Source organism: Pontivivens nitratireducens (genome assembly GCF_011290545.1).
GTDB classification, from domain to species: Bacteria; Pseudomonadota; Alphaproteobacteria; order Rhodobacterales; family Rhodobacteraceae; genus Pontivivens; species Pontivivens nitratireducens.
Window position 1 is genome coordinate 1,548,850 of record NZ_CP049811.1, and the last position, 26,465, is coordinate 1,575,314.

Genomic DNA, 26,465 nt, shown 5'->3' on the forward strand with positions numbered 1-26,465 from the left:
GTTACGACCCGCATTAAGCTAAAATGGACGCTATATCGGGCGGAGCCGTTAAGGCCTGTGCGGCGTTTCTCCTCCATGCAGGGCGTGAGGAGCGAACCAATGACCAGCCAGAGCGGAACCGACAGACCCATCATCATCAAACGAAAGAAAATCGTTGCCGGCGGCGGGCATCACGGCGGCGCATGGAAGGTTGCGTATGCCGACTTCGTAACCGCGATGATGGCCTTCTTCCTGCTCATGTGGCTGCTGAACGCGACAACGGAGGATCAGCGGATCGCTCTCGCCACCTATTTCACGCCGACAATCTCGATTTCCAACAATTCGGGGGGCGGGGACGGCTCCCTGGGCGGGGACACGATCTTTGCCGAGGATACGCTCACGCAGATGGGCACCGGCGCGACCGAGGTTCGCCCGGCCGAAGCTCAGGCCGCGCGCGGTGACACAGGCTCCGCTCCGGAGGTCAACGACGCCGCCGCGCGGCAGGATGTGGACATCGCCGCCGCGATAGAATCGGCTCTATTGGCGAGCGGCGGCGAAACCAATCTGGCGAACGAGTTGCTACAGCACATCCGTACCGAGGTCAGCGACGAGGGGGTTCTCATCGAAATTTCCGGTCTGCCGGATGCTGCCCTGTTCGAGCGTGGAGGCGATCAACCCACGGACCGGCTGGCAATCCTGCTCGACATGATCGGATCGGTGCTGCCGCTGGTGCAGAATGACATCGCGGTCATCGCATATCGGCAGGACGGAATCACGCCGGTCTCAGGCTCGGACAGGGCCGAGGCGGTGGCAGGGCTATTGACACGGCACGGTCTGTCGCCTGAGCGAATCGAGCGCGTTACCGGTCATGCGACACGCGAAACCGGAAACCTCGTAACCGGAACACGGCCCGATGATCGTGTAAAACTGACGATCCTGCGGAATTAGGAGATTCTTAAAGGAGTTGCGTGAATAGTCCATTCAGACAGGTCGAAAGGACACATCGTGAGCATCTCCTCCTCCATGAATGCAGGCGTTACCGGTTTGAATGTGAATGCCAGCAGGCTGGCAACGATTTCGGACAATATCGCGAACTCGTCTACCTTCGGGTACAAGACGGCGGAAAGCGACTTCTCTTCCATCGCTCTGGATTCCGGCGGCGGAACCTACACAGCCGGGGGTGTGACAGTCTCCACATTCCGCAACGTCGAGGGGCAGGGAACGCTGGTCACGACGGGAAATGCGACGGACATATCGATCGCGGGGCGTGGAATGCTGCCCGTGACATCGGTCGTCGATGTGGGCTCGGGCGACGATCAACCGCTGATGCTGGTCAGCACAGGATCGTTCGAGCCTGACAAGAATGGTATCCTACGTACCCAGAGCGGGCTCGCCCTGCTCGGATGGCCCGCCAATGTCGATGGGACCGTCTCTCCGCGTGCACGTGACAGTGCGAGCGGACTGGAACCCGTGCGTGTCACCTCCAACCAACTCGCGGCTGAGGCGACGGAGAACATCAGCTTCGGCGCCAACCTGCCTGCCTCGGCCACGGCTGCGGGTGAGCCTGCGTCGCCGCTACCCATCAGCATCGAATATTTCGGCAATCTGGGAACGTCGGAAACCCTGACCGCGACCTTCACACCGCAAATACCGGAATCGGGTCAATCAAATTCGTGGCAATTGCAACTTACGGATTCCGCGAGCGCCGCGAATCCCGTCGCCACATTCGAAATCGCCTTCGATGCCTCGCGCACTGGCGGTGGCGCGATCAGCAGCGTTTCCCTTGCCTCGACCGGTGCCGTTAATGGTGAGAGTTATGATGCCGATACCGGTGAGCTGACGATAAATCTCGACGGCGGCCCGATGTCGATCCTGATCGGCAGACCCGGTCATGACGGGCAACTGTCGCAGCTGTCATCGGAATTCGCGCCCCACGCGATTACGAAGGATGGTGCCCCGGTGGGGAATCTGTCCACAATCGAGATTGACGAGGGTGGTATCCTGCGCGCTGTCTATGACACAGGTTTTTCACGCAGCCTCTACCAGGTGCCGCTTGCGGATGTGCCCAACCTGAACGGTTTGCGCGCGCTCGACAATCAGGCCTTTGCGCTGACGGATAAGAGCGGATCGATGTACCTTTGGGACGCGGGGTCCGGTCCGACCGGCTCCACAATCGGCTTTGCCCGTGAAAGCTCGACAACCGATATCGCGGGGGAGTTGACCGCCTTGATCGAAACTCAACGTGCCTATTCCTCGAACGCAAAAATCATCCAGACCGTGGACGAAATGCTTCAGGAAACCACCAATATCAAACGATAGGAGCGCACTATGAGTATCTCCGGTGCCTTTGCGAACGCACGAAGCGGTCTGACCCTGAACGCACGAGCGGCGGAGCTGGTCAGCTCGAATATCGCGAATGCCCTGACGCCAAATCACGCGCGTCAGGAAATCGTCGCCAAGACGATGCGCACCGGGGGCGTCGATTCCGGACAGGTCGTCCGGGCAAGCGATGCGGTGGCGATGGCTGCGAAGCTGTCTACATCCGCGCAAGCAGCGGCGGCGCGTACGACATCGCAGGGCAGGGTGCAGATCGCGAACCTGCTCGGCAGCGCCGACGGCTCTTCCGGACTTGCACCGTCACTGAACGCGTTCGGGGTTGCCCTGTCGCAGGCTTCTGTCTCGCCCGAGAACCACGCGGGGCTGGAGGCTGTGCTGTCCGCAGCACACGATGTCACTGAGGATTTAAATGTGGCCGCGACCGGGTTGAGGGATTTGCGCAATGATGCCGATGCGTCGATTGCACAGCGCACCAGTCAAATCAACGAAGGTCTGCTGTCCATCGACGATCTGAACGCGCAGATTGTGACCGCAATGTCCAGACGACAGGACACGGCTGCACTGCAGCAGCAGCGTGAGGGACATATCCTCGAGTTGTCGCAACATATCCCCGTTTCGGTGGTTAACCGCCAGGATGGTCGGGTCGCCCTCTTCTCCGAGCGCGGCGCGACACTGCTGGACGGCGCTCCGGCAACCTTTGCATTTGAGGCATCAGGTGTCGTCGGCGATGACGCGACGATAGTGGATGGGACTGTTGGCGGGATAACCATGAACGGATTGCCGATGGATGGCGGTTCGGCCGGGCTGCTTTCGGGCGGTGGTCTCAGCGCCGATTTCGATATGCGAGATGTGATCGTACCGGAGGCGCAAACGTCGCTGGACGACATCGCGGGCGCTCTACTCGCCAGATTGGATGCCGCAGATACATCGCTTGGCCCCGGAGAGGGGGGCATACTGACCGACGGAATCTCCGCGTACGATCCCTCCCGAACCACCGGTCTTGCGTCACGTGTCAGGGTCAATCCCGGTTTCGAGGACCCATCGGGGTTACGGGAAAAACTGAATTCCGGTCTCGGCTCTCTACCGGGGCCTGATACCGGAGTGTTGGGCGCACTTACCGCGGCACTCACGCGCCAGGATCCCGATCTCAGCGCATCCGGAGATCTTTCGAGGCGTGATATCGCAGGCCATGCGAGCGCTATATCCAGTGGTTTGCACGTCGCAGCGTATAGGGCAGAGGAATCCAGCACACAGGCAGCGGCAAAATCCTTGTCCGCCGAGACCAACCACGCACAGAGCGTGGGTGTGGACAGTGATTTGCAGCTACAGAAACTCTTGCAGATCGAGAATGCCTATGCCGCGAACGCCCGCGTTATCGCGACCGCCGACGCCATGATGCAACGCTTGCTGGAGCTTTGAACATGATTTCATCGTATACCTCCGATATCGCGGCACTGCTCACGCGTGGCGCTCAACTCAATCAGGCGAAAGCGGATGCGAGTATTGCGGAAAGCGAACTGCTGTCAGGCAGGCGTGAAAATGTCGCGGTATCAGGGTTTGCCACAACTCAAAGAGTCCAAAGGATAAATCTTGATCTGACGCGGCTGCAATCTGACCAGCAATCATTGACGATTCTTCGGTCCAAGCTGCAAACGACCGAAGTTGCGTTCAAGAACCTGGAATCGCAGACCTCTGCCCTGACCGATGAGATGCTGGGCGATGCCACGGATTTCGGTACATCCCCCGTTCAGATAGCGAAGGCACGGAATGCTCTGGATGATTTGCTTGGCCAAATGGGAAAGCAGGAGGGTATTTCGGGGACGCGGCATGTCGATACGGACGCTCTGCTCGCTGGTGTTCAATCCGCGATCAGCACCTCCGCCGATCCCGTCGCGGCGATGCAGGTTTATTTTGAGCGCGGTGGTGCCTTCGATACCCAGTTTCCTGCCAATCCAATGCCGGAGCGGCCAAGGCTTTCAGACGGCAGCGTCTCCGTATCGCCTACCGACTTCGACACCGACGGAATTCGTGCTGCTATCGAGGGGTTGGTTTCTGTTGTGGTCGGCGATGCGGTTCAGACCGAGCAATTCGAAACCTACGCCCTGGAAAGAATGCTCGAAGGGCAAGACGGATTGATATCGATCAGAACTGTGACGGGCAGCAAGATATCGCAAGTCGAGAATCGAGAAACCGACATGGCCAGTCGGGCCACGGCTCTCAGTTTAGAACGCAAGGCCCTGGACGGAGTGGATCCATACGAAGCCGCCAGTCGGTTGCAGGCATATCAGGACACTCTGGATATGACGCTGGTGCTGACGAAACGCATGTCTGATCTTTCTCTGGCGAGGTATCTGTAGTGCGCGTATTCCGGCTCCTTCCACTATTCCTGCTTATGTTCTGTGCGGCTGCGGCTGAGACTGTGCGCATAAAGGATCTCGTCGAATTCGAGGGCGTTCGTGGGAATGACTTGGTCGGCTATGGGCTTGTCGTCGGGCTGGACGGATCTGGAGACACGCTTCGCAATTCGCCGTTTACAGAAGAAGCCATGGCGAACCTGCTCGAACGATTGGGCATCAATGTCAGTGGGGAGCAATTTCGCCCGCGCAACGTGGCAGCAGTCCTCGTGACTGGCGCCTTGCCGCCATTCGCACGGGCGGGGGGGCAGATGGACGTGACTGTTTCCACGATCGGCGATGCGCGCAGTTTGCTGGGTGGAACATTGATCATGACACCTTTGAACGCTGCGGATGGTGAGATCTATGCCGTGGCCCAAGGACCCGTAATATCGGGTGGTGCCACGGCGGAAGGTGACGCCGGGTCGGTGACGTTCGGCGTTCCGACATCGGGTGTTATCCCCGCGGGGGCCCGCGTCGAGCGCGAAGTTCCCTTTGTGTTCAATGATCTGACCAGTCTCAACCTTGCGCTTCGAACACCAGATTTTACCACGGCGGCGCGGATTGCGACGACTGTTAACGCCCGATATGGTGGGGCGATCGCCAGAATGATCGACTCGGGTACAGTGCGCCTCGACCTGCTGGCCGCACCGGATCTTTCGCCATCGCAAATCGTCAGCAGTTTGGAGAATATAGAGGTTACGCCGGATCAGAGGGCGCGTGTCGTGGTGGATCAGCGCTCAGGGACGATTGTTCTGGGTGCGGATGTTCGCATCTCGGCGGTGGCGGTCAGTCAGGGAAATCTGACATTGCGTGTCGAGGAAGCGCCGCTGGTCGTGCAGCCCAACCCATTCAGCTCGCAAGGCGATACAGTAGTTGTTCCCCGCACCTCCGTCGATTTGCAGGAGGAGCCGGGAACTCAACTCGCCCTCGTGAACGAGGCCACGACCTTGCCGGAAGTCATCGCCGGGCTTAACGCGCTGGGCGTGTCACCACGTGATATGATTGACATACTCAAGGCTATAAAGGCTGCGGGTGCGTTGCACGCGGAATTTATCGTACAGTAAATGCGATACCGAAGGGGCTGTGGTCGTTGGACCAATAAGCATCTAACGCTAAGGATTTACGGGCTATGTGTAGCAGGCGATGGATACCCAGAGGAAAGTCCTAGGGCAAGGGTTTCGGGACTGTTATCCTAGTGTTCACGTTTGCAAATAGGCCCATCTACACTCTGCAACTCATCACTAATAGATCGCGTGTTGATCGAGGTGATAGCTCAGACGGGCAGGACTTGCGACGCCTTGATCCTGTCCATTACGACGGTTGTCTTGAAGCTCTGTATATCCGGGCTGTTGTAAAAAAACGCACGGGTGAAAGACTCGTAATCCGGGATGTCTCTGGCACTGACGATCAGCACGAAATCAGTGTCGCCGGTGACGTAATATGCGCTCATGATTTCGGGGCAATCGCGAACATCGCGCTTGAACCGGTCAATGATATCGGCTCGATCGCGCGACAGGGTCACCTCCACCAGCATTGTCAGAGGTCGCTCCACGGCGGTGGGGGAAACGACAGAAACATCAGCCTCGATCACCTTGTCCCGCCGCATGCGGTGCAATCTGCGCTGTACCGAAGTCGGTGACAGACGCACGAGATCGGACAACTCCGCGCTGGTAAGCAGGGCGTTGCGCTGCACATGATGCAGGATTTTTCGGTCTATCGCGTCAAGCATGTATATTTCCTGCGGTGTTGATCTCAATAACGCAGATAATAAGCACGCAACGAAAAAATTTGCAGGAAAAAAACGCCGAAAATGGCTAGCCTAGGGCGTTCTCTGATGGAGCTTACCGAATGGCCAATCTGCCCTTTACCCATGCGGAATACACGACCCGACTGGCCAAGACGCGTGCCGCGATGGCGATACGGGGTCTGGATGCCGTTTTCATCACGGATCCGTCGAATATGGGTTGGTTGACCGGCTATGACGGATGGTCCTTCTACGTCCATCAGGGCGTATTGCTGACACATGAGGGGGAACCCGTGTGGTGGGGCAGGGACATGGATGTGAACGGGGCGATCCGCACGACATATCTGAACAGCGACAATATCGTCGGCTACGAGGATTCCTATGTTCAGAACCCGGTCAAACATCCGATGGAGGACCTGTCGGCCCTGATCCGTGCGCGCGGGCTGGAGTGTGCGACAATCGGGCTGGAGATGGACAATTACTATTTTACCGCTTCGGCCTTCGTCACCCTGCAAAGGGAGTTGCCGAACGTTCGATTTGACGATGCGACGGGGCTGGTCAACTGGCAGCGGGCGGTGAAATCCCCGACGGAAATCGACTATATCCGCCGCGCCGCCCGTATCGTGGAGCGGATGCACGGGATCATACGTGAGCGGGCGGCACCCGGCATTTGCAAGCATGACCTGATCGCGGACATCTATCATGCCTCGATCTGCGGGGCCGACGGGCACTGGGGGGACTACCCCGCGATGGTTCCGATGGCCCCGTCGGGTGTGGATGCGACTGCGCCGCATCTGACTTGGGACGACCGTCCGATGCGCGTGGATGAGAATACCTTCTTCGAGATCGCGGGCGCCTATCGCCGCTATCACTGCCCGCAATCGCGCACGGTGTATCTGGGCAAGCCACCGCAGAAATTCTATGACGCGGAAAAGGCCGTGGTGGAGGCGATCGAGGCCGGGTTGGAGCAGGCCCGCCCCGGCAATCACGCCGAGGATATCGCAATTGCGTTCAACACACGTTTGAACCAGTTGGGCTTCGTCAAGGACAGCCGCTGCGGCTATGCGATCGGCATGTCCTATCCCCCGGATTGGGGCGAGCGGACGATCTCCTTCCGGCGTGGGGACAAGACCGTGCTGGAGCCGGGCATGACCTTCCATTTCATGCCCGCCCTCTGGCTGGACGAGGGCGGTCTGGAAATCACAGAACCGATTCTGATCACCGAAACCGGGGTGGAGTGCTTCTGCCAGACGCCGCGTGAACTGTTCGTGAAGGAGTGAGAATGCGCGACAATCCCATATCCCCCACGGTGGATTTCACCAAGGATGGCGCGCAGCACGGTCATCTGCGTCTGCCGTATAGCCGGAATGACAGCGCGTGGGGCTCGATCCCGATTCCGCTCAGCGTCATCCGCAATGGCAACGGGCCGGTGGCCTTGTTCACGGGTGCGATCCACGGTGACGAATACGAGGGGCCGCTCGCCCTGACCCATCTGGCGCAGAGCCTGCGCCCGGAACAGATCGCCGGAACGGTCATCATCATTCCGTTTCTCAACTATCCGGCCTTTCTGGCGGGCACGCGCGTGTCGCCCTTGGACCAGGTGAACATGAACCGTGCCTTTCCCGGCGCGCCCGACGGCTCACCCACGCAAAAGATCGCGGATTACGTCCAGCGCAGCCTGCTGCCCATGGCCGATCTGGTGCTGGATTTCCATTCCGGCGGCAAGACGCTGGATTTCCTGCCTTTCGCCGCCTCGCATGTGCTGGATACGGCCGAGCATCAGGCCCGGTGCCGCGCGGCCCGCGATGCGTTCAACGCGCCGTTCAGCATGGAAATGCGAGAGATCGACGCGCTGGGCATGTATGATGAGGCGGCGGAGGCGCTGGGCAAGACTTTCGTCACGACGGAACTGGGCGGGCAGGGGTCGGCTACGCCCGGCACCGTTGCCATCGCACGAAAGGGCGCGCGCAACCTGCTGATCCATTCCGGCATCATGGATGGACAAATGGACATGGCCCCCAGCCGTACCCTGACCCAGCCGGATGATGCCTGCTTTCACTTCTCGCCCGAATCCGGCCTGATCGAATTTACCCGGACGCTCGGCGATGTCGTGCGGCAGGGGGACACGCTGGCCCAGATCTGGCCGACAGGTCATACGGGCCGCGCGCCGCTGGCGATCGCGGCACAAAGGGACGGTCTGCTGACCGCCCGCCACCACCCCGGACTGGTTCAGGCAGGCGATTGCATCGCCGTGCTGGCCGTTGAAACCCTCACCTGACTTTCAAACGTATCAAAGGACGTATCATGCTTCGCAACGATCAGCTCGACCAATGGGACCGTGAGAATTTTCTTCACCCTTCCACACATCTCGGCCAACACGCTCGCGGTGAAAGTGCGACGCGGATCATCAGCAAGGCCTCGGGCGTGTATATTGAGGACCGTGACGGCACGCGCCTGCTCGACGCCTTTGCGGGACTGTACTGCGTAAATGCGGGTTATGGCCGGACGGAGGTGGCGGATGCCATCGCGGATCAGGCCCGTGAACTGGCCTACTACCATTCCTATGTCGGCCACGGGACGGAGGCGTCGATCACCCTAGCCAAGATGATCATGGACCGCGCGCCTGCGCATATGTCCAAGGTCTATTTCGGGCTGTCCGGCTCGGACGCGAACGAGACCAACATCAAGTTGATCTGGTATTACAACAACATCCTGGGACGGCCTGAGAAAAAGAAGATCATCTCACGCTGGCGGGGCTATCATGGCTCCGGCCTGATGACGGGATCGCTGACCGGGCTGGAACTGTTTCACAAGAAATTCGATCTGCCGCTGAGCCAGGTGATCCATACCGAGGCACCGTATTATTACCGCCGTCAGGACGACAGCATGAGCGAGGAGCAATTCTCGGCCCATTGCGCGGCGGAGTTGGAGGCGCTGATCGAACGTGAGGGGGCCGACACGATCGCAGCCTTCATCGGTGAGCCTGTGCTGGGCACCGGCGGCATCGTCCCACCGCCCGCCGGTTACTGGCAGGCGATCCAGGCGGTTCTGGAGAAGCACGACATCCTGCTGGTCGCGGATGAGGTCATCACCGGATTCGGCCGTCTGGGCACGATGTTCGGGTCGGAACATTACGGATTGAAGCCCGATTTCATCACAATCGCCAAGGGGCTGACCTCCGCCTACGCGCCGCTGTCCGGCTCCATCGTGTCGGATAAAGTCTGGAAGGTTTTGGAGCAGGGCACGGATGAGAATGGCCCCATCGGGCACGGCTGGACCTATTCCGCCCATCCGATCTGCGCGGCGGCGGGTGTTGCCAACCTCAAGCTGATCGACGATCTGGGGCTGGTCGCGAATGCCGGCTCGGTCGGGGGCTATCTCAACGCGGCGATGAAGGACGCGCTTGGCGATCATCCCAATGTCGGTGACGTGCGGGGGGAGGGGCTGCTTTGCGCGGTCGAACTGGTCGAGGAGAAGGCGACGCGCAAGGCGCTTGACCCCACGCGCAAGGTCACGGCCTCCATCGTCAGCGCGATGGTGGAGCAGGGCGTGATTGCCCGCGTCATGCCGCAGGGGGAGATCATCGGCTTCGCGCCGCCCTTCTGCCTGTCGCAGGGCGAGGCGGACAAAATCGTCGATGCGACCACGCAGGCAATCAAGGCCACTTTGGGCTGAGAGGGAAGGGGGGGCGCAGCATCGCGCCCCCGCCCTTGTTTCGCAGCGCGCCGGGTTCTATACCGCCCGTTCCTCTCGCAGGAACGGAGTGCACGATGCAAACGCCCTACTACCTGATCGACAAATCGCGGCTTGCACACAACATGGAGCTGATCGCACGGCTGCGCGAAGCCTCGGGCGCGAAGGCGCTGCTGGCGCTGAAATGCTTCGCCACATGGTCCGTCTTTGACTTCATGTCCGACTACATGGACGGCACCACGTCCTCCTCCCTGTTCGAGGTGAAGCTGGGGCGTGAGAAGTTTCCCGGTGAAACCCACGCCTATTCCGTCGCCTGGGCGGAGCATGAAATCGCGGAGGTTCTGGCGAACTCCGATAAGGTGATTTTCAATACCACGGGGCAGTTGAGCCGGTTCGAGGAGCAGTCACGCGACCACGTTCGCGGCCTGCGGGTTAATCCCGGCGTCTCGACCTCCAGCTTCGATCTGGCCGACCCGGCCCGGCCGTTCAGCCGGTTGGGGGAGCATGACCCCGCCGTGATCGAGCCGTTCGTGGATCAGATCAGCGGCTTCATGTTCCACAACAATTGCGAGAACGCGGATTTTGATCGCTTCGATGCCATGTTGAACGATATCGAGGCGCGCTTCGGCCACCTGATCCGGCGCATGGACTGGATCAGTCTTGGCGGTGGTATCCATTTCACCGGCGCGGATTACCCGCTGGACCGACTGACGGAGCGTCTGAAACGCTTCGCCGGGCAGAACGAGGTGCAGGTCTATCTGGAACCGGGCGAGGCGGCGATCACCAACTCGACCACGCTGGAACTGACCGTGCTCGACACGCTGCACAACGGCAAGAACCTGGCCATCGTGGACAGCTCGATCGAGGCGCACATGCTCGACCTGCTGATCTACCGCGAAAGCGCGAAGGTCGCGCCGAACACCGGCCCCGAGGAATGGATGGTCTGCGGCAAATCCTGTCTCGCCGGCGATATCTTCGGTGAGTTCCGCTTTCCCGCGCCGCTGAAGCCGGGCGACAGGCTCAGCATTCAGGACGCCGCCGGTTACACGATGGTCAAGAAAAACTGGTTCAACGGGGTGCAGATGCCGTCCATCGCGATCCGCGAACTGGACGGGTCCGAGCGGTTGGTCCGCGACTTCACGTTTGAAGATTTCACGTCTGCCCTATCGTAAAGGCCGACGCAGAATGGAGATGATGCAGTGAAAAAGAACGTTTTGATTATCGGGGCCGGCGGCGTCGCCCAGGTGGTTGCGCACAAATGCGCGCAGAACAACGACGTGCTGGGAGATATTCATATCGCCAGTCGCACATTCTCCAAATGCGAGGCTATCATCGAGAGCGTTCATGCGAAGGACGCGATGAAGGTACCCGGCACGCTGGCCGCGCACGAGGTCGATGCGATGGACACCCCCGCCGTGGCCGCCCTGATCCGCGAGACGAATGTCCAGATCGTCATCAATGTCGGCTCCGCCTTCGTCAACATGACCGTTCTGGATGCCTGCATCGAAACCGGCGTCGCCTATATCGACACCGCGATTCACGAGGAACAGGACAAGATCTGCGAAACTCCGCCGTGGTACGCGAACTATGAGTGGAAAAAGCGTGATCTGTGCGCACAAAAGGGCGTGACGGCGATCCTGGGCGCTGGCTTCGATCCGGGCGTTGTGAACGCTTTCGCCCGCTTTGCCATCGACGAGTTCATGGACGAGGTCACGAGCATCGACATCGTGGACATCAACGCAGGCTCGCATGGCAAGTACTTCGCCACCAATTTCGACCCCGAGATCAATTTCCGCGAATTCACCGGCACGGTCTATTCATGGCAGAACGGGGCGTGGCAGGAAAACGCGATGTTCGAGGTGGGCCGTGACTGGGATCTGCCCGTCGTCGGCACACAGCGGGCCTACATGTCCGGCCATGATGAGGTGCATTCGCTGTCGGCAAACTATCCGCAGGCCGACGTTCGGTTCTGGATGGGCTTCGGTGAGCATTACATCAATGTCTTTACTGTGCTGCAAAATCTCGGCCTGCTGTCCGAGCAGCCGGTAAAGCTGGCTGATGGGGGGGAGGTCGTGCCGCTGAAGGTGGTTAAGGCCTGCCTGCCCGATCCCTCCTCCCTCGCGCCGGATTATACCGGCAAGACCTGCATCGGAGATCTGGTGAAGGGCACCCGCAACGGTGAGGAGGTCGAGGTCTTCGTCTACAATGTCGCCGATCACGAGGTCGCCTATGCGGAGGTCGGATCGCAGGGCATTTCCTACACCGCCGGCGTGCCGCCGGTCGCGGCCGCGATGCTGGTGGCCAGCGGGGAATGGGACGCGAAGACCATGCGCAACGTCGAGGAGCTGGACCCCAAACCGTTCTTTACCATTCTGGACCGGATCGGCCTGCCAACCCGCGTCAGGGATGCCGACGGCGACCGCGCCTGGAACGCCTGAGCCACCGTCTGGCCCCTGCCGCTGCGGGGGTCAGTTCCGCAGGATGATCCTGTCGCTGCGGATGGAGGCTTCGGTCAACCGTTCGATGAAGGACATGCCCAGCAGGCTGGAATGAAGCTGATCCGGGCGGGCCACGGCCCCCTCAACCTCACGCACGACCACGCCGCCGATCCTGATCTCCTCAAACGTGACGGGTGCCACGAAGGAACGCCCGTTCGCGGTGGTCACAGCCATCGTGTAATCCAGTTCGTAATCCCGCATTCCGATCCGCCGCGCATCGTCATGGCGCAGCAGGACGAGGGAGGCCCCGGTGTCGATCAGCAATCCGACCGGCACGTCGTTTACATCCGCGACGGCACGAAAATGCCCGTCCCATGCCCGCATCAGCATGACCTCCGGGTTCAGGCGCGGCGGATCGGCCGGTTCGGCGACGGGCTGTTCCAGCATGGACAGCGCCAGTAGATGCCCCTGATCCTTGAAGCTGTACGCCCCGACAATCACAATGGCGCTGATCGCCCAGACAACGGGCAGGATCTGAAACTTGCCGCTGCGCATGTAACTGCGTGTGATTGCCATGCACGCGACCGAGGTGCAGACGCTCAGCGCGAGTACGAATTGCGCCACGGGCGAAAATTCGTCGAGCGTACCGGTCAATACCAGCGCACTGAAAAGCAGGGCAAAGATCAGGGTCATTGGCCAGAACATAGGTACGCCACACTCAGGATTGCGAATCGCAGGGCCTATTGTCGGGTGCTCGCCCGCGAATTCAAAGTTTTATTGTCGAAAAATGCGCGCATCAACGGGTTCTGCCGGCGCGCCCACCTCTTCGCTTCGGTTTTGCCGCTTCTGCCCGGTCAGGCAATTGCGCCATGATTTCGGTGCGTTCGGATGGTTTCATGCGCGACCAGCCGCCGATCTCATCAATGGTTCTGTGGCATCCAGTGCATTGGCGCGTGGCCGGGTCGATGATGCACAGTTTGATGCAGGGGCTTTCGATTTCGTCCCGTTTCCAGATTTCATCCATGCGATCGCTCCAGATGACGCAGGCGATCGAGGAAGCCCTGTAAGATGTAGGATGCCGCGATGTTGTCGATCCGCTCCGCCCGTTTGGCGCGTGAGGTGTCCGCCTCGATCAGCGCGCGTTCGGCGGCCACCGTGGACAGGCGCTCGTCCCAGAACGCGATGGGCAGCGGCGTCAGTGCTGCGAGGTTGCGGGCGAAGGCGCGGGTGGATTGCGCCCGTGGCCCCTCGGAGCCATCCATGTTGCGCGGCAGGCCCAGAACGATGGCGACGGCTTCGCGTGCCGCGATGAACTCGATCAAGGTCTGCGCGTCCTTGCCGAATTTCGTGCGCCGTATCGTCAGCTGCGGCGAGGCAACCGTACGTAACTGATCCGACAATGCGACGCCGATCGTCTTGGTTCCCAGGTCCAGCCCCAGCAACGCACCGAAGCGGGGCAGCATGGGGGCGAGCGCCTCGGCAGGTTCGACGACGCTCATTCGCGATCACCCAGAACTGTCAGGGCGGCGGGGTCCTGCGCGAAGATGGCTCGGGCCTTCGCATGGGCGGCGTCGGCATCGGCATCCTGTCCCAGCACGTCATAGGAGCGGATCAGCCGCGCCCATTCCGCGGGGGTGCCACCCTCCGTATTCAGCCGTTGGGCCAGACCGCCGACCATGCCTTCGACCATTTCACGCTGAGCCTCGGCATCCAGTTGCGCCGCCGCGTCGATGTCCTGCGCATCAGGTCCGGTGAACATCGTCAGGTCATTGCGCGCGGCGTCCCGCAGATACGCAGGCGTGGCGTCGTCCCCGGCCAGTTCCGCCAGAATCGAGCGTGCCGCATCAATATCGCCGGTCTGCGCCCGCGCGCGGCCCAGATAATAGCGCGCCCAAGGATCATCCGGTGCGACGCTCAGGGCGCGCTCCAGCACGGCCTCTGCCTCGGGTGAGACATAGCCCCCGGCCGCGACGATCATGAATTCCGCAAGGGCGGCCAGATCGTCGGCGGATGCGGTTTCACCTGCCAGTGCGACGACCTCCGCCTGAATTGTCTTTCCCTCCAGATATTTGCCCAGTTGCATATAGCTTCGGGCGAGCAGGCGGCGCCCCTCCAGATCGGTCGGGCGCGCGGCGACCACCGCAGCCAGCTGCGCAATCAGATCGGCGTCCCGTTCCGACAGCTCCGGTGCAGGGGATTGCGCGGCGTGCAAGGCTTCGACGAAGGACTGAGGCGGGCGTTGCGTCGCCTCACGCATGGCCTCGGCTGCAACAATACGTTGGGCGAGCGGCGCGTCAGGCTGCCCGGGGGAACCAAGCAAAACATAAGCGCCCGTTCCCAGCAGCAGAACGGTCAGCATCGTCGCGCCGATCGCCCAGCGGTTGAGGGTGACCGGAACCATCGCCCCCCGTCGTTCGATCTGCGCACCTGCGACGATCAGGCGCCGGGACAGCTCGATCCGGGTCGCATCGGCTTCCTCCTGCGCAACGGCCCCGCGCGCAACCTCCGCGTCGAGCGTGGCCAGCTGATCGCGATACACGGACAGGTCCGCCTCACGTCCCGTGGTCGCACCGTCGCGCCGCAGCAGCGGCAACACCAGCACGCCCGTCACGATCAGCGCGGTCGCGCCGCAGATCAGCCAGAACATCATTCCAGAACCTCGAATTGCATTGGCACACAGGTAAAGTGCGCCGCCCCGCATCGCAATGCGCGAATGCGACACGGTGCTGCGTCGTGAACGGACCGTGATAAGACGTATTTTAGATGTTGTCGCGCAGGTCGATTTGGCATCACGCTGGTAAGGGTCCACACCGTGCCCCCTGGAGGAGAGGTCGATGAAACGCTATTCCGCATTCGCCATCGCGCGTGAGGCGTTGCGCCATCACACCGGGTGGGAGCGTGCCTGGCGCTCACCCCCACCAAGGGCGGAATACGACGTCGTGATCGTTGGCGCGGGTGGTCATGGTCTGGCCACAGCTTACTATTTGGCGAAAAATCACGGCATCACCAATGTCGCAGTTGTCGAAAAGGGCTGGCTGGGCGGGGGAAATACCGGACGTAACACGACGATCATCCGCTCGAACTATCTGCAACCGTCCTCGATGGCGATCTTCGAAAAGTCGCGCAGCCTGTACGAGGATCTCAGCCAGCGGATTAACTACAACGTGATGTTCTCACCCCGTGGCACGCTGATGCTGGCCCAGACGGAACATGAATTGCGTGCTTGGAAACGCACGGCCCACGCCAACCGCATCGCCGGCATCGACAGTGAGATGGTCACACCCGAGCAGATCAAGCAGATCGTCCCGATCATCGAGACGGGTGGCCCGCGCTATCCGATCCTGGGCGGCCTGTATCAGGCGCGCGGCGGAACCGCGCGGCACGATGCGGTGGCCTGGGGCTATGCCCGCGCGGCCAGTGCGCTAGGTGTGGACATCATCCAGCAATGCGAAGTGACGGGCGTTGATCGCGATGCAAACGGCGTCACCGGCATCCAGACGAGCGAGGGCGCGATCCGCACGAGAAAGCTGTGCATCGTCGTCGCCGGCAATTCCGGTGTGCTGGCCGACATGGCCGGGTTCCGCCTGCCGGTAGAGAGTGTGGCCCTGCAGGCGCTCGTCTCCGAACCGATCAAGCCGGTGATGGATTGCGTGGTCATGGCCAATACCGTGCACGGTTATATGAGCCAGTCGGACAAGGGCGAAATGGTGATCGGCGGCGGCGCGGACGGGTTCAACAACTACACCCAGCGCGGCTCCTTTCATCATCTGGAGGAAACGGTTCGCGCCCTGATCGAAACCTTCCCGATGATTTCCCGGCTCAAGATGTTGCGCCACTGGGGCGGTATCGTCGATATGACCGGCGATCGATCCCCCATCATCGGCACGACGCCGGTGCCCGGCATCTTCATCAACTGCGGTTGGGGAACCGGCGGGTTCAAGGCGATCCCCGGCTCGGGCTGGGCCACGGCAGAAATGTTGGCCGACGGTGCTCCGCGCGCCTTGGCCGCGCCATTTTCGCTGGATCGTTTCACCCAAGGGCGCATGATCGACGAGAGTGTCGCAGCCGCGGTGGCGCACTGATGCCCCGGTCCGTCGGTATGGTTTCGGAACGCAGCGGGCGCAGCGGCGTTTCATCAGGAGTGTTATCCTGATGGAGGCTGCAAAATGGCTCACGATCCGAATACACCCCCACCCGCACCGCAACAGAAGCGCGGCAGCGGGGCGCAATGGTTCATCCTCGGCGGTCTGGTCGTGGCGGTCGCGGTTATCGCGCTGTTCATGTTCAGCGGCGACGCGCCCGATACTGCCGTTGATCCCGCCGTTGAAACCGGGCAGATCGGCACCGACAGTCAGGACGCGCGACCGGAGGCTGAGGCCGCTCCCGGACTTGAGGAAAATACCGGCGTTCCGACAGATGGAGAGGCAACGGTCGAGGGGCAGTAATCCACGTCCGCCTCTGCCGTCCGCAATAGGCATCTTCACGGCGTTTTGCGATATTGCGTCGATCTGCGTGAACCGTATCACGACCTCATGCGTTCGTTTTGTAATATTCGCAAAACGAGCAGAGGATACAGCATGTCCGATCACAAAGACGATCATCCGAGCGAAAAGATGGCCCAGACCGGCCGCGATCCTGCGGGACGCTGGCTCGCGATATTTGCAGGTGGCGCGGCGTGCCTGCTGGCCATCCTCATCATCTACATGGTTCTGTTCGACGACGAACGGGCCATCGACGTCGAACCACCGACCGTCGAAGAAACCCAGTAAGCTATCGAGGCCTCTCCGCCTCACCGGCGGGAGGCCCACATGCTGAGACTGACCTGTCCATATTGCGGCGTCACGGGGGAGGAGACGGAGTTTCACCCCGGTGGCGAGGCGCACCTGACCCGCTCCGGACCCGGCGCGACAGACGAGGCCTTCCGCGATTATCTGTTCCAGCGCCGCAATCCGCGCGGGGTGCATTTCGAGCGTTGGCACCACCAGTACGGCTGCGGCAAGTGGTTCCACGCTGCCCGGTGCACCCTTACGCTTGAGGTGTTCGGCACCTATACGGCCCAAACCGCAGTCATTCCCGAACATATCATAGACGCGATACAGTCGCGCAGGACCGATTGGCGGCCCGAAACATGAGCACGCGCATCAAGTCCGGCGGGCGTCTGATCGACCGCACCCGCAAGGTATCCTTCACCTTCAACGGCAGCAGGCTGTCGGGGTTTTCCGACGATACGCTGGCCTCCGCGCTGCTTGGGAGCGGTCAGACCCTGATGGGCCGATCGTTCAAGTATCACCGCCCCCGCGGCGTTGTCGGTGCAGGAAGCGAGGAGCCGAACGCCCTGATGGGGCTGGGGCAGGGTCCGACATTCGAGCCGAACCAGCGGGCCACCACGGCGGAATTGCATGACGGGTTGCAGGCCGAGAGCCAGAACCACTGGCCCAGCCTGAGCATTGACGTGGGTGTGGTGAATGCCGCCCTCTCGCGGTTCTTTCCCGCCGGGTTCTACTACAAGACCTTCATGGCACCTCGCGCCGCATGGAAACACGTCTTTGAGCCGGTAATCCGAAAGGCTGCGGGTCTGGGCAAGGCCCCGACCGAGGCTGACGCAGACCGTTACGAGCATTTCTACGCCTATGCCGATGTGCTGGTCATTGGAGCCGGCATGGCTGGTCTGCAAGCCGCGCTGGAGGCCGGACGCGCTGGCGCACGTGTCCTGCTGGTGGAGCAGACCCCGCATCTGGGCGGACGATTGCTGAGCGACGAGGTCGAGATCGACGAAGAGACATCGGATGCATGGCTCAGCCGGACTATCGTTGAATTGCAGGCCCTGCCCAATGTCGAAATCCGCACCCGCCTGATGGGGGCGGGCGTCTACGATCACGGCTACGTCACCGGGTATGAGCGGCTGACTGACCACATGTCCGACCACATGCCCAGTGACGAGAGACCACGCCATCGCCTCTGGCGCATCCGTGCGGATCGGATCGTTACCGCCACCGGGGCGATCGAGCGTCCGCTGGCCTTTGCTGGCAACGACGTGCCCGGTGTGATGCTGGCGGCTGCGCTGCGCGATTACGTCGCGCTTTACGGTGTGACGGCGGGTGATCGCACGGTGATCGTCACGAACAACGACGATGCCTATCGAACAGCTATCGCTTTGAAACGGGCGGGCCTTGAGGTGCCGGTCATACTGGACACCCGCGATGCCGCGATCGGACCCCTGCCGAGGCAGGCCCGCGACCTGGGCATTCGGGTGGAGTTGGGAAAGGGCATCGCCACCGTAAAGGGCGGCAAGAAGGTCGAGGCGGTGGAGATCTGTTCGCAGGCAGGCGAGGGCACGGTTTTGGAAACCATACCCTGCGATGCGGTCGCCATGTCGGGCGGCTGGTCGCCAGTGGTGCATCTGTGGTCCCATTGCGGTGGAAAGCTGGTCTGGGACACGGATCAATCGCATTTCCGCCCCGATCCCGACCGTCCGCCCACGGGGCATGACGGTGCGGGATTTGTCCTGACGGCAGGCGCGGCGTCAGGTGCTCTGCACGCCGCCGATACCATGCCCGATGCGGTCGCCGCAGGACGGCGCGCAGCGCGGGAGCTTGGCTTTACCCCTTCGGACACCGCCGTGCCGACGGCAAATGCAGAAGCAGAGGAGCCGTTGCAACCCGTGTGGATGATGCCCGCCGGCGCATCCTACAAGCTGCGATCCAAGGCGTTTCTCGACTTTCAGAACGATGTGAAGGTCTCCGACGTGCAGCTCGCAGCGCGGGAGGGGTTCGAAAGCGTCGAGCACGCGAAACGCTACACGACGCTGGGTATGGCGACCGATCAAGGAAAGTTGAGCAACATCAACGGCCTCGCCGTGCTGGCCGACAGTCTGGGCACGACCATCCCGCAGGTCGGCACGACGACGTTCCGTCCGCCCTATACGCCGATCTCGATGGGGTCGATCGCCGGTGCCGCGCGCGGCCCGCTGTTCAAGCCCCTGCGCAAGTCCCCGATGGATGACTGGCACGATGCGAACGGCGCGGTGTGGGAACCTGTGGCAGACTGGCGCCGCCCCTATACCTATCTGCGCGACGGTGAGGCGCAGCATGAGGCGGTCCACCGCGAAATCCGCAACACGCGCGGAAATGTCGGCGTGCTGGATGCCTCGACCCTGGGCAAGATCGTCGTGCAGGGACCGGACGCGGGCAAGTTCCTCGACCTGATCTACACCAATATGATGTCCAGCCTGAAGCCGGGGCGCTGTCGCTATGGCCTGATGTGCACCGAGAACGGATTCCTGTTCGACGACGGCGTCGTGGTCCGGTTGGCCGAGGACAAATTCCTGTGCCACACGACCTCCGGCGGGTCCGACCGTGTTCACGCCTGGATGGAGGAATGGTTGCAGACCGAGTGGTGGGCTCTGGACGTCTATACCGCGAATGTCACCGAACAATACGCGCAGATCGCAGTAGTCGGCCCCAAGGCGCGGCAGCTTCTGGAAAGTCTTGGCGGGATGGATCTGAGCCGGGAGGGGTTGAGCTTCATGGGCATGGCCGAGGGCGATCTGGCCGGTATTCCCGCCCGCGTGTTCCGCATCTCGTTCTCGGGCGAGTTGAGTTACGAGGTCGCGGTTCCGGCCTGCTATGGTCGTGCGCTCTGGGACTTGCTGATGCAGCACGGCGCGCCGCTGGGCGTGATGCCCTACGGCACCGAGGCGTTGCACGTCATGCGGGCCGAGAAGGGCTTCATCATGATCGGGGATGAGACGGACGGAACCGTCACCCCGCATGATTTGGCGCTTGGCTGGGCCGTCTCGAAGAAAAAGCAGGATTTCATCGGCAAGCGGGCCCTAGAACGCCCCGATCTGACCCGCCCGGATCGCAAGCAACTGGTCGGCCTCGCTACCGAGAATCCGGCAACCGTGCTGCCCGACGGGGCCCATGCGGTGGCCGGGACCAACGAATATGGCGGTCCGAAAACCATCGGACATGTTACCTCGAGCTATTACAGCCCAACGCTGGACCGCTCCATCGCCATGGCGTTGATCGAAGGGGGGGCGAACCGGATGGGGGAGGTGCTGGAGTTCCCTGTGGACAGCCAGACCGTGATCCGTGCGACAATCGTCGATCCGGTTTTCTACGACAAGGCGGGGGAGCGTCAGGATGTCTGATCCCAGAACCGCGCTGCAAGGCGCGCATTTCGCTGGCGACGTGACCGTGACGGATGCGGGACTGATCGGCATGATCTCGATCCGTGGTGACCAGTCCGATTCCGGTTTTCGCAGCGCCATTCGCGATGTGACCGGGTACGACGTGCCTGACCAGCGCGAAATGCGCGGGGATGCGACGGGTGGCCTAGCCTGGATGAGCCCTGATGACCTGATGCTGTTTTGCGGCCATGCTCAGGCCAACGTAATGGCCGACCGTTTGACTGCGGCACTGGGCGACGCCCGCAACATGGTGACGGTGTTGTCCGACGCCCGCGCCGTGATCCGCCTGCATGGGGCCAGCGTGCGTGATGTGCTGGCCAAGGGTGCCCCTGTGGATCTGGCCCCCGGAAAGTTCGAGCCGGGCAGCATTCGCCGCACCCGTCTGGGACAGGTCGCGGTTGCGTTCTGGCTGACCGGGCAGGATAGCGCCGAACTGGTCTGCTTCCGCTCCGTCGCCGAATTTGTGTTCGACTGGTTGAGTGTTGCCGCCGCATATGGCGCAAGTGTCGCGTATCATGCGAAACCCCTGACCTGAGTTTTTGGCCGGGATGCTTTACGTCAGGGCACGTGGCTTCGCCTTGACGGGTCGGGGTGGTTGGATGATGTTTGACGGCAGTAAATTCACGAACAGGGACCTGAAAAAATGAAAAAGATCATTGCCGTGGCGCTGGCCACGATGACCGCAGGCGCCGCAACGGCGCAGGACCTCGATATCTGCGTCGAAGGTGCGTATCCTCCGTTCTCGCAGACCGAGGCCGACGGCTCCGTCACCGGGTTCGACATCGACATCGCCAATGCCTTGTGCGCGGAAATGGGCGCATCCTGCACGATGGTCAAGACCGACTGGGACGGCATCATTCCCGCGCTTCAGGAGGATAAGTGCGACGCCATCATCGCCTCGATGTCCATCACCGAGGAACGCAAGCAGGTCATCGACTTTTCCGAGAAGTACTACAGCACGCCTGCAATCTTCCTCGCCGAGGAAGGCGCCTTTGCCGATGACAGCCCCGAGACGCTGGCAGATGCCGTGGTCGGCGTTCAGCGCGGCACGATCCACCAGAACTTCATGGTGGGTGAATACCCCGAGGTCGAACTGCGCCTCTATGCTTCGCAAGATGATACCTATCTCGATCTGGCCTCGGGTCGGATCGATGCGATCATGGCGGACAGCGTCACCATGGATGAGGGTTTTCTTCAGACAGAGGACGGCGAAGGATATGCCTTCTTCGGTGAGGGGTACTCCATCCCCGAATATCACGGTGAAGGCGTCGGCGTCGGTGTGCGTCAGTCCGATACCGAACTGCGTGACGATTTCAGCGCGGCCATCGCGGCCATTCGTGAGAGCGGTGAGTACGAGCAGATCGCGTCACAGTATTTCGACTTCGACGTTTACGGCGGCGGAAACTGATCCCGCTCCTATCTGAAACGAGAGGCTGGCGACATTCGTCGCCGGCCTTTTTTTGAACGGGGCTGATGGATCAACTCGTCGCATATTTCCCGCTGCTGTTGCGGGGCTTCGGTATCACCGTGTCCATGGCGCTGCTTGCCTTTGTGCTCGCCTGTGTGATGGGCAGCCTTGGCGCGTGGGGGCAACTGTCGAAATGGCGGGCGGTTCGCTGGCTGGTTCTGGCCTATACCACCGTCGTGCGCGGGGTGCCGGATCTGGTCATGATCCTGATTTTCTATTTCAAGATGCAGGCGCTGATGAACCTCGTGACCAACGCCGCGGGGTGGGAGAGGGTCGATGTCAGTCCCTTCGTTTCGGGCACGGTCACCATCGGGCTGTTATACGGCGCCTACCTGACCGAAACTTTTCGCGGGGCCGCGCTGGCCGTGGATGTCGGACAGGGGGAGGCCGCGACCGCGCTTGGCCTGAAACCGATGCAGCGCCTGCGGCTGGTCACGTTACCGCAGATCGTGCGGCAGGCGCTGCCCGGAACCATGAATGTCTGGATGGTGCTGACGAAATCCACCGCCGTCGTGTCGATCATCGGGTTGAGCGATCTGGTCGGCGTCGCGGTCGATGCGGGCCGGTCCACGCGGGAGTTTTTCTGGTTCCTGATGGCGGCGTTTCTGGGCTACCTGCTGATTACCTGGGTCAGCCAACTGATCTTCAACCGGATGGAGCAGCGGTTCGACCGCGGCTTCACCGCCACGCGGTAGGGGGGCATCATGCGCTACGACCTGCTGATCGAGCGTTGGCCCCTGTTCGCGGAGGGGGTGTGGACCACCGTGCAACTGACCGCGCTGTCGGTCGCGATCGGGTTCTGTATCGCGCTGCCCTTCGCGATCCTGCGGTCGCGCAGAACGCCCGTGGCCAGCCCGCTGATCGCCGGTTATGTCTACGCGATCCGTGGCACGCCGTTGCTCGTGCAACTCTACGTCTTCTATTACGGCCTGTCGCAGTTCGACTTCATTCGCGACAGTTTTGCGTGGAGTTATCTGCGAGAACCATGGTGGTGCGCCCTGATCGCCTTCTCCCTCAATTCCGGCGCCTACGCGACGGAGATCATTCGCGGCGCGATCGAGCGAACGCCGAAGGGACAGATCGAGGCTGCCAAGGCGCTGGGTCTGCGGACCTGGCAGGTCTATGCCCTGATCGTCGTCCCCTCGGCCCTGCGCCGTGCAATCCCGCAATATGGCAACGAGGTCGTCTTCATGATGCACGGTTCGGCCATCGTCAGTGTGATCACCATCACGGATATTCTGGGCGCAGCGCGGGAGTTCAACGGCCGCTACTATGTCTCTGATGAGGGGTTTCTGACTGCTGCTGTCCTCTACGGTCTGCTGACGCTTCTGATCGTGCTGATTTTCCGCGCATTGGAGGGCAAGTTCCTCAAGCATCTGCGAATGCGTTAGCCATGCATCCTGCGCATGGCGCATGGGCCGTGTTGGCTGCTGAAAGAGCAGCGATGCTGACCTAACTACATCCTCGACGGCGGGCAAGACAGCACGCCATAGCACGAAGGATGAAGTCATGAGCGATCAGAACCTTACCCAAGCCGAGATCAACGCCTATCTCGAACGCGCGAACAAGATGCGCGCAGAGGCGATGCGCAGCGCGTTCAGCAGCGCTGTGAACTGGGTCCGCCACGCCTATGCTGGTGTTGTGCACCACGTCTGATCCGGCAACTTGCCGATGCGACAGGGTCATCCCGCCGGGGATGGCCCTTTCTTTTGCGCCCTTCCCTTGGCGCATCGAACCGGATAGCGAATGCGCATGACAGATCAGAACATTTCCCGCCCCGTGGTGCGCCTGCGTCCGAACCGTGCGCGTACCGTCCGTTTCGGCTTTCCTTGGGTTTATGCCGACGAACTGGTGCTCGATCGCCGGTCAAAATCGCTGGAGCCGGGCACGATTGCCACGTTGGAGGACGCGGAGCGTTCACCCATCGGAACCGTGACCGTCAATTCCGACAGCCGCATCCCCGCGCGTCTGATGGACCGCGATCCAGAGGCCGTGATCGACGCCGCCTGGCTGGAGCGCAAGATACGCTTCGCCCATGCGCATCGCGAACGTCTGTATGACGCGCCGTTCTACCGTCTGATCCACGCGGAGGCCGACGGCCTGCCCGGTGTCATTATCGATCGGTTCGGTGATGCTGCCGTGATCCAGCCGAACGCCGCCTGGGCGGAGGCGATGTATGCCGAGCTCGAAACCGCGCTGATCACAGTGACAGGTGTGTCCACCGTGGTCAAAAACGCGACGGGCCGCGCGCGCAAGCTCGACGGTCTGGATGAGGAAAGCGCTGTCACCACCGGCACCCTCGACGCTGCGATCCCCGTGCAGATGAACGGCGCGACCTATATGGCCGATTTGCTGGGCGGACAGAAAACCGGGCTGTTCTACGATCAACGTGCGAACCATGCCTTCGCGGCTGGCTTGGCGAAGGGCGGGGCGGTGCTTGACGTTTTCAGCCATGTCGGCGGCTTCGCGCTGGCGGCGCTGGCGAATGGTGCGGCATCCGCACTGGCGGTCGATGGCTCCGCGCCTGCGCTGGCCCTGGCGGAGGATGGGGCGAAGGCGATGGGGGCTTCTGACCGCTTCACCACACGTCGCGGCGATGCGTTCGACACGATGGCCGCGCTGGCGTCGGAGGGGGCGAAATTCGACCTCGTCATCTGCGACCCGCCGGCCTTTGCGCCCAACAAGCAGACGGTGGACAAGGGGCTGCGGGCCTATGAACGGGTCGCGCGCATGGGGGCCGCGCTGGTCGCGCCCGGGGGTTATCTGGTGCTGTGCTCCTGCTCGCACGCCGCCGATCTGGCCAAGTTCCGCGACAGCTCGCTGCGCGGCGTCTCACGCGGGGGGCGGGTGGCGCAACTGATCGCCACGGGCTTCGCGGGACCGGATCATCCGACCCATGCGATGCTGGCGGAAACCGCGTATCTCAAGGCGCTGTTCCTGCGGCTGGAATAATGCGCGCCCTGCTGGACGCCTGTGTGCTGTACCCTACGATACAACGGGAAATCCTGTTGGGTGTGGCGGCGCGGGGCGACTATCGCGCGCTGTGGTCCGCGCGGATTCTGGAGGAATGGGCGCGGGCCGCGGAACGTGCCGGCGCGGATGTCGGAGGGCAGGCCCGGGTCGAGATCGCGCTGTTGAACGACCGCTGCGGGGATGCCGCCGTCCCGGCACCACCGCGCGACGATCTGCGCCTGCCGGACCCGGACGATATCCACGTCCTGTCCGCCGCGATCGAGGGGCAGGCGGAACTGATCGTCACCCGCAACCTCAAGGACTTTCCCAGGCGGGCGCTGATGCCGCACGGCCTCTATGCCATTGATCCCGATGCGTTTCTGATGGCCTGCCATGCAGAACGTTCTTTGGCAGACCCCGTCGAGGTGGTCCGGGCACGCACCGCGCAAATCTCAGGACGTGAGCAACCTTTGCGGCCGCTGCTCAAACGTGCCGGTCTGCCGCGATTGGGCAAGGCGCTCAGCGCATGACGGGGCGCGTGTTCCAACCGCGCGACAGAGCCTCGATCGCGGCGACCCGTTCCTCGGCCTTGGGGTGGCTCATCAGCCATGCGGGGGTGCCGTTCGTGCCACCGGCGAGGTGGTCGAGTTTTCGGAACAGGCTGCGTTGCGGCCCGATCCCGACGCCGATTTTCGTAAGCAGGGCAGCGGCATAGGCGTCCGCCTCGTATTCGTCGCGACGGCTGAGGCGGGCCGCGAGAAGTTGCGTCAACATGCCGATCAGCCAGGGGCCGACAATCGGCACGACACGCCCCACCATCAGCATGAGCGCCATCCTGATCGCGTTCTGCCCGGTATAGTCGATCATGCGCCGTTGCGAATGGCCCAACGCCACATGCCCCAGTTCGTGCGCGATGACGGAGGCGATTTCCTCGGCCTGGACCTGTCCCGCACGGTACTTTTCCATGAAACCTCGGGTGATGAACACCCGTCCGTCCGGAGCCGCCAGCCCGTTGATCGTGGCAATATTCTGGACGAAGACCTGCAATTCCCCCACGCCCAACTCTCGCGCCATTCGATCCGTCAGGTGCAGCAGCTTCGGATCGGTCAGGGGCCGCGATTGCGCGTCCAGCTGCCGTGCGCTTACCCGGGTCGAGACGAGCATCATGACGAGACCGCCGAGCACGGCTATGAGGATGGGAATGATCAGGGCCATATCCCAATGTGGGGCGTTTCAGTGCCCCGTGCAACGACCGGTTGACGGTAAA

Annotated in this window: 28 protein-coding genes; 22 read left to right on the plus strand and 6 right to left on the minus strand. The window is 61.9% G+C overall.

Annotated elements, in window-relative coordinates:
• Positions 1 to 99: 99 nt before the first annotated feature.
• From G8E03_RS07540 to G8E03_RS07560, 5 genes are read left to right on the plus strand one after another with little or no spacing between them, the layout of a single operon-like run.
• Positions 100 to 927: a flagellar motor protein MotB gene (locus G8E03_RS07540; RefSeq protein WP_205793024.1), complete on the plus strand. Its 828-nt coding sequence runs from the start codon at positions 100 to 102 to the stop codon at positions 925 to 927.
• 57 nt (positions 928 to 984) lie between these two features.
• Positions 985 to 2,298, plus strand: coding sequence for a flagellar hook protein FlgE (locus tag G8E03_RS07545; protein WP_240910303.1), 1,314 nt, complete (start codon positions 985 to 987; stop codon positions 2,296 to 2,298).
• 9 nt (positions 2,299 to 2,307) lie between these two features.
• A complete protein-coding gene (flgK, locus tag G8E03_RS07550) occupies positions 2,308 to 3,735 on the plus strand; it encodes a flagellar hook-associated protein FlgK (protein WP_166190323.1) in 1,428 nt (475 codons plus the stop codon).
• 2 nt (positions 3,736 to 3,737) lie between these two features.
• The gene (locus G8E03_RS07555) at positions 3,738 to 4,673 is read left to right on the plus strand and encodes a flagellin family protein (protein ID WP_166190325.1); all 936 of its coding nucleotides are present in this window, start codon (positions 3,738 to 3,740) and stop codon (positions 4,671 to 4,673) included.
• 35 nt (positions 4,674 to 4,708) lie between these two features.
• Positions 4,709 to 5,776 carry a flagellar basal body P-ring protein FlgI gene (locus G8E03_RS07560; protein WP_166190327.1) on the plus strand — a complete coding sequence of 356 codons (1,068 nt, stop codon included), beginning with the start codon at positions 4,709 to 4,711 and terminating at the stop codon, positions 5,774 to 5,776.
• A gap of 209 nt (positions 5,777 to 5,985) precedes the next feature.
• On the opposite strand, the gene G8E03_RS07565 is transcribed toward G8E03_RS07560, so the two are convergent.
• Positions 5,986 to 6,441 carry an Lrp/AsnC family transcriptional regulator gene (locus G8E03_RS07565; RefSeq protein WP_166190329.1) on the minus strand — a complete coding sequence of 152 codons (456 nt, stop codon included), beginning with the start codon at positions 6,439 to 6,441 and terminating at the stop codon, positions 5,986 to 5,988.
• Between the two features lie 119 nt (positions 6,442 to 6,560).
• Here G8E03_RS07565 and doeA point away from each other — a divergent pair, with 119 nt between their 5' ends.
• The 5 genes from doeA to G8E03_RS07590 all read left to right on the plus strand — a co-directional run bounded on the left by doeA (position 6,561) and on the right by G8E03_RS07590 (position 12,587).
• Positions 6,561 to 7,736 carry an ectoine hydrolase DoeA gene (doeA, locus tag G8E03_RS07570; protein WP_166190331.1) on the plus strand — a complete coding sequence of 392 codons (1,176 nt, stop codon included), beginning with the start codon at positions 6,561 to 6,563 and terminating at the stop codon, positions 7,734 to 7,736.
• A gap of 2 nt (positions 7,737 to 7,738) precedes the next feature.
• The gene (gene doeB, locus G8E03_RS07575; protein ID WP_166190333.1) at positions 7,739 to 8,734 is read left to right on the plus strand and encodes a N(2)-acetyl-L-2,4-diaminobutanoate deacetylase DoeB; all 996 of its coding nucleotides are present in this window, start codon (positions 7,739 to 7,741) and stop codon (positions 8,732 to 8,734) included.
• Between the two features lie 26 nt (positions 8,735 to 8,760).
• Positions 8,761 to 10,131 (plus strand): aspartate aminotransferase family protein, encoded by a 1,371-nt coding sequence (locus G8E03_RS07580; protein WP_166190335.1) that lies wholly within the window; start codon positions 8,761 to 8,763, stop codon positions 10,129 to 10,131.
• Between the two features lie 95 nt (positions 10,132 to 10,226).
• The gene (locus G8E03_RS07585) at positions 10,227 to 11,321 is read left to right on the plus strand and encodes a carboxynorspermidine decarboxylase (RefSeq protein ID WP_166190337.1); all 1,095 of its coding nucleotides are present in this window, start codon (positions 10,227 to 10,229) and stop codon (positions 11,319 to 11,321) included.
• A 27-nt stretch (positions 11,322 to 11,348) separates the two neighbouring features.
• Positions 11,349 to 12,587, plus strand: a complete 1,239-nt coding sequence (locus G8E03_RS07590; RefSeq protein WP_166190339.1) for a saccharopine dehydrogenase family protein — start codon at positions 11,349 to 11,351, stop codon at positions 12,585 to 12,587.
• Positions 12,588 to 12,617: 30 nt separating this feature from the next.
• Here G8E03_RS07590 and G8E03_RS07595 read toward each other — a convergent pair whose 3' ends face one another.
• From G8E03_RS07595 to ccmI, 4 genes are all read right to left on the minus strand, one after another.
• A complete protein-coding gene (locus G8E03_RS07595) occupies positions 12,618 to 13,280 on the minus strand; it encodes a retropepsin-like aspartic protease family protein (protein ID WP_205793026.1) in 663 nt (220 codons plus the stop codon).
• A 103-nt stretch (positions 13,281 to 13,383) separates the two neighbouring features.
• Positions 13,384 to 13,611, minus strand: a complete 228-nt coding sequence (locus G8E03_RS07600; protein ID WP_166190343.1) for a DUF1289 domain-containing protein — start codon at positions 13,609 to 13,611, stop codon at positions 13,384 to 13,386.
• Positions 13,604 to 14,086 carry a Holliday junction resolvase RuvX gene (gene ruvX, locus G8E03_RS07605; protein ID WP_166190345.1) on the minus strand — a complete coding sequence of 161 codons (483 nt, stop codon included), beginning with the start codon at positions 14,084 to 14,086 and terminating at the stop codon, positions 13,604 to 13,606. Before ruvX ends, G8E03_RS07600 begins: the two co-directional genes overlap by 8 nt.
• On the minus strand, positions 14,083 to 15,234 hold the full coding sequence (gene ccmI / locus G8E03_RS07610) for a c-type cytochrome biogenesis protein CcmI (RefSeq protein WP_205793033.1): 1,152 nt from the start codon (positions 15,232 to 15,234) through the stop codon (positions 14,083 to 14,085). The genes ruvX and ccmI overlap by 4 nt, the downstream gene beginning before the upstream one ends.
• Before the next feature lie 187 nt (positions 15,235 to 15,421).
• Here ccmI and G8E03_RS07615 point away from each other — a divergent pair, with 187 nt between their 5' ends.
• The 12 genes from G8E03_RS07615 to G8E03_RS07670 all read left to right on the plus strand — a co-directional run bounded on the left by G8E03_RS07615 (position 15,422) and on the right by G8E03_RS07670 (position 25,728).
• Positions 15,422 to 16,669 carry a sarcosine oxidase subunit beta family protein gene (locus tag G8E03_RS07615; protein ID WP_166190350.1) on the plus strand — a complete coding sequence of 416 codons (1,248 nt, stop codon included), beginning with the start codon at positions 15,422 to 15,424 and terminating at the stop codon, positions 16,667 to 16,669.
• A gap of 84 nt (positions 16,670 to 16,753) precedes the next feature.
• On the plus strand, positions 16,754 to 17,032 hold the full coding sequence (locus G8E03_RS07620) for a hypothetical protein (protein ID WP_166190352.1): 279 nt from the start codon (positions 16,754 to 16,756) through the stop codon (positions 17,030 to 17,032).
• A 132-nt stretch (positions 17,033 to 17,164) separates the two neighbouring features.
• Positions 17,165 to 17,356 (plus strand): hypothetical protein, encoded by a 192-nt coding sequence (locus tag G8E03_RS07625; protein ID WP_166190355.1) that lies wholly within the window; start codon positions 17,165 to 17,167, stop codon positions 17,354 to 17,356.
• A 39-nt stretch (positions 17,357 to 17,395) separates the two neighbouring features.
• Positions 17,396 to 17,719, plus strand: a complete 324-nt coding sequence (locus tag G8E03_RS07630; protein ID WP_166190356.1) for a sarcosine oxidase subunit delta — start codon at positions 17,396 to 17,398, stop codon at positions 17,717 to 17,719.
• Positions 17,716 to 20,739 (plus strand): sarcosine oxidase subunit alpha family protein, encoded by a 3,024-nt coding sequence (locus tag G8E03_RS07635; RefSeq protein WP_166190357.1) that lies wholly within the window; start codon positions 17,716 to 17,718, stop codon positions 20,737 to 20,739. The genes G8E03_RS07630 and G8E03_RS07635 overlap by 4 nt, the downstream gene beginning before the upstream one ends.
• Positions 20,732 to 21,313 carry a sarcosine oxidase subunit gamma gene (locus G8E03_RS07640; RefSeq protein WP_166190358.1) on the plus strand — a complete coding sequence of 194 codons (582 nt, stop codon included), beginning with the start codon at positions 20,732 to 20,734 and terminating at the stop codon, positions 21,311 to 21,313. Before G8E03_RS07635 ends, G8E03_RS07640 begins: the two co-directional genes overlap by 8 nt.
• A gap of 108 nt (positions 21,314 to 21,421) precedes the next feature.
• Entirely contained in the window at positions 21,422 to 22,186 is a 765-nt protein-coding gene (locus tag G8E03_RS07645) for a transporter substrate-binding domain-containing protein (protein WP_166190359.1), read from the plus strand.
• A 65-nt stretch (positions 22,187 to 22,251) separates the two neighbouring features.
• The gene (locus tag G8E03_RS07650; protein ID WP_166190360.1) at positions 22,252 to 22,941 is read left to right on the plus strand and encodes an ABC transporter permease; all 690 of its coding nucleotides are present in this window, start codon (positions 22,252 to 22,254) and stop codon (positions 22,939 to 22,941) included.
• A gap of 9 nt (positions 22,942 to 22,950) precedes the next feature.
• Positions 22,951 to 23,637: an ABC transporter permease gene (locus tag G8E03_RS07655; protein WP_166190361.1), complete on the plus strand. Its 687-nt coding sequence runs from the start codon at positions 22,951 to 22,953 to the stop codon at positions 23,635 to 23,637.
• Positions 23,638 to 23,755: 118 nt separating this feature from the next.
• Positions 23,756 to 23,902 (plus strand): RSP_7527 family protein, encoded by a 147-nt coding sequence (locus tag G8E03_RS07660; RefSeq protein ID WP_166190362.1) that lies wholly within the window; start codon positions 23,756 to 23,758, stop codon positions 23,900 to 23,902.
• Positions 23,903 to 23,998: 96 nt separating this feature from the next.
• Positions 23,999 to 25,198, plus strand: coding sequence for an RSP_2647 family RNA methyltransferase (locus G8E03_RS07665; protein WP_166193979.1), 1,200 nt, complete (start codon positions 23,999 to 24,001; stop codon positions 25,196 to 25,198).
• A complete protein-coding gene (locus G8E03_RS07670) occupies positions 25,198 to 25,728 on the plus strand; it encodes an RSP_2648 family PIN domain-containing protein (RefSeq protein ID WP_166190363.1) in 531 nt (176 codons plus the stop codon). Before G8E03_RS07665 ends, G8E03_RS07670 begins: the two co-directional genes overlap by 1 nt.
• Here G8E03_RS07670 and G8E03_RS07675 read toward each other — a convergent pair.
• A complete protein-coding gene (locus tag G8E03_RS07675) occupies positions 25,718 to 26,413 on the minus strand; it encodes a M48 family metalloprotease (RefSeq protein WP_166190364.1) in 696 nt (231 codons plus the stop codon). The genes G8E03_RS07670 and G8E03_RS07675 overlap by 11 nt on opposite strands.
• Positions 26,414 to 26,465: the final 52 nt, after the last annotated feature.

Bases quoted from the DNA above. Each gene is read 5' to 3' on its own strand.
- G8E03_RS07540 (WP_205793024.1), top strand. From the start codon at position 100: ATGACCAGCCAGAGCGGAACCGACAGACCCATCATCATCAAACGAAAG.
- flgK (WP_166190323.1), top strand. From the start codon at position 2,308: ATGAGTATCTCCGGTGCCTTTGCGAACGCACGAAGCGGTCTGACCCTG.
- G8E03_RS07555 (WP_166190325.1), top strand. From the start codon at position 3,738: ATGATTTCATCGTATACCTCCGATATCGCGGCACTGCTCACGCGTGGC.
- G8E03_RS07560 (WP_166190327.1), top strand. From the start codon at position 4,709: ATGTTCTGTGCGGCTGCGGCTGAGACTGTGCGCATAAAGGATCTCGTC.
- G8E03_RS07565 (WP_166190329.1), bottom strand. From the start codon at position 6,441: ATGCTTGACGCGATAGACCGAAAAATCCTGCATCATGTGCAGCGCAAC.
- doeA (WP_166190331.1), top strand. From the start codon at position 6,561: ATGGCCAATCTGCCCTTTACCCATGCGGAATACACGACCCGACTGGCC.
- doeB (WP_166190333.1), top strand. From the start codon at position 7,739: ATGCGCGACAATCCCATATCCCCCACGGTGGATTTCACCAAGGATGGC.
- G8E03_RS07580 (WP_166190335.1), top strand. From the start codon at position 8,761: ATGCTTCGCAACGATCAGCTCGACCAATGGGACCGTGAGAATTTTCTT.
- G8E03_RS07585 (WP_166190337.1), top strand. From the start codon at position 10,227: ATGCAAACGCCCTACTACCTGATCGACAAATCGCGGCTTGCACACAAC.
- G8E03_RS07595 (WP_205793026.1), bottom strand. From the start codon at position 13,280: ATGACCCTGATCTTTGCCCTGCTTTTCAGTGCGCTGGTATTGACCGGT.
- G8E03_RS07600 (WP_166190343.1), bottom strand. From the start codon at position 13,611: ATGGATGAAATCTGGAAACGGGACGAAATCGAAAGCCCCTGCATCAAA.
- ruvX (WP_166190345.1), bottom strand. From the start codon at position 14,086: ATGAGCGTCGTCGAACCTGCCGAGGCGCTCGCCCCCATGCTGCCCCGC.
- ccmI (WP_205793033.1), bottom strand. From the start codon at position 15,234: ATGTTCTGGCTGATCTGCGGCGCGACCGCGCTGATCGTGACGGGCGTG.
- G8E03_RS07615 (WP_166190350.1), top strand. From the start codon at position 15,422: ATGAAACGCTATTCCGCATTCGCCATCGCGCGTGAGGCGTTGCGCCAT.
- G8E03_RS07620 (WP_166190352.1), top strand. From the start codon at position 16,754: ATGGCTCACGATCCGAATACACCCCCACCCGCACCGCAACAGAAGCGC.
- G8E03_RS07625 (WP_166190355.1), top strand. From the start codon at position 17,165: ATGTCCGATCACAAAGACGATCATCCGAGCGAAAAGATGGCCCAGACC.
- G8E03_RS07630 (WP_166190356.1), top strand. From the start codon at position 17,396: ATGCTGAGACTGACCTGTCCATATTGCGGCGTCACGGGGGAGGAGACG.
- G8E03_RS07635 (WP_166190357.1), top strand. From the start codon at position 17,716: ATGAGCACGCGCATCAAGTCCGGCGGGCGTCTGATCGACCGCACCCGC.
- G8E03_RS07640 (WP_166190358.1), top strand. From the start codon at position 20,732: ATGTCTGATCCCAGAACCGCGCTGCAAGGCGCGCATTTCGCTGGCGAC.
- G8E03_RS07645 (WP_166190359.1), top strand. From the start codon at position 21,422: ATGAAAAAGATCATTGCCGTGGCGCTGGCCACGATGACCGCAGGCGCC.
- G8E03_RS07650 (WP_166190360.1), top strand. From the start codon at position 22,252: ATGGATCAACTCGTCGCATATTTCCCGCTGCTGTTGCGGGGCTTCGGT.
- G8E03_RS07655 (WP_166190361.1), top strand. From the start codon at position 22,951: ATGCGCTACGACCTGCTGATCGAGCGTTGGCCCCTGTTCGCGGAGGGG.
- G8E03_RS07660 (WP_166190362.1), top strand. From the start codon at position 23,756: ATGAGCGATCAGAACCTTACCCAAGCCGAGATCAACGCCTATCTCGAA.
- G8E03_RS07665 (WP_166193979.1), top strand. From the start codon at position 23,999: ATGACAGATCAGAACATTTCCCGCCCCGTGGTGCGCCTGCGTCCGAAC.
- G8E03_RS07670 (WP_166190363.1), top strand. From the start codon at position 25,198: ATGCGCGCCCTGCTGGACGCCTGTGTGCTGTACCCTACGATACAACGG.
- G8E03_RS07675 (WP_166190364.1), bottom strand. From the start codon at position 26,413: ATGGCCCTGATCATTCCCATCCTCATAGCCGTGCTCGGCGGTCTCGTC.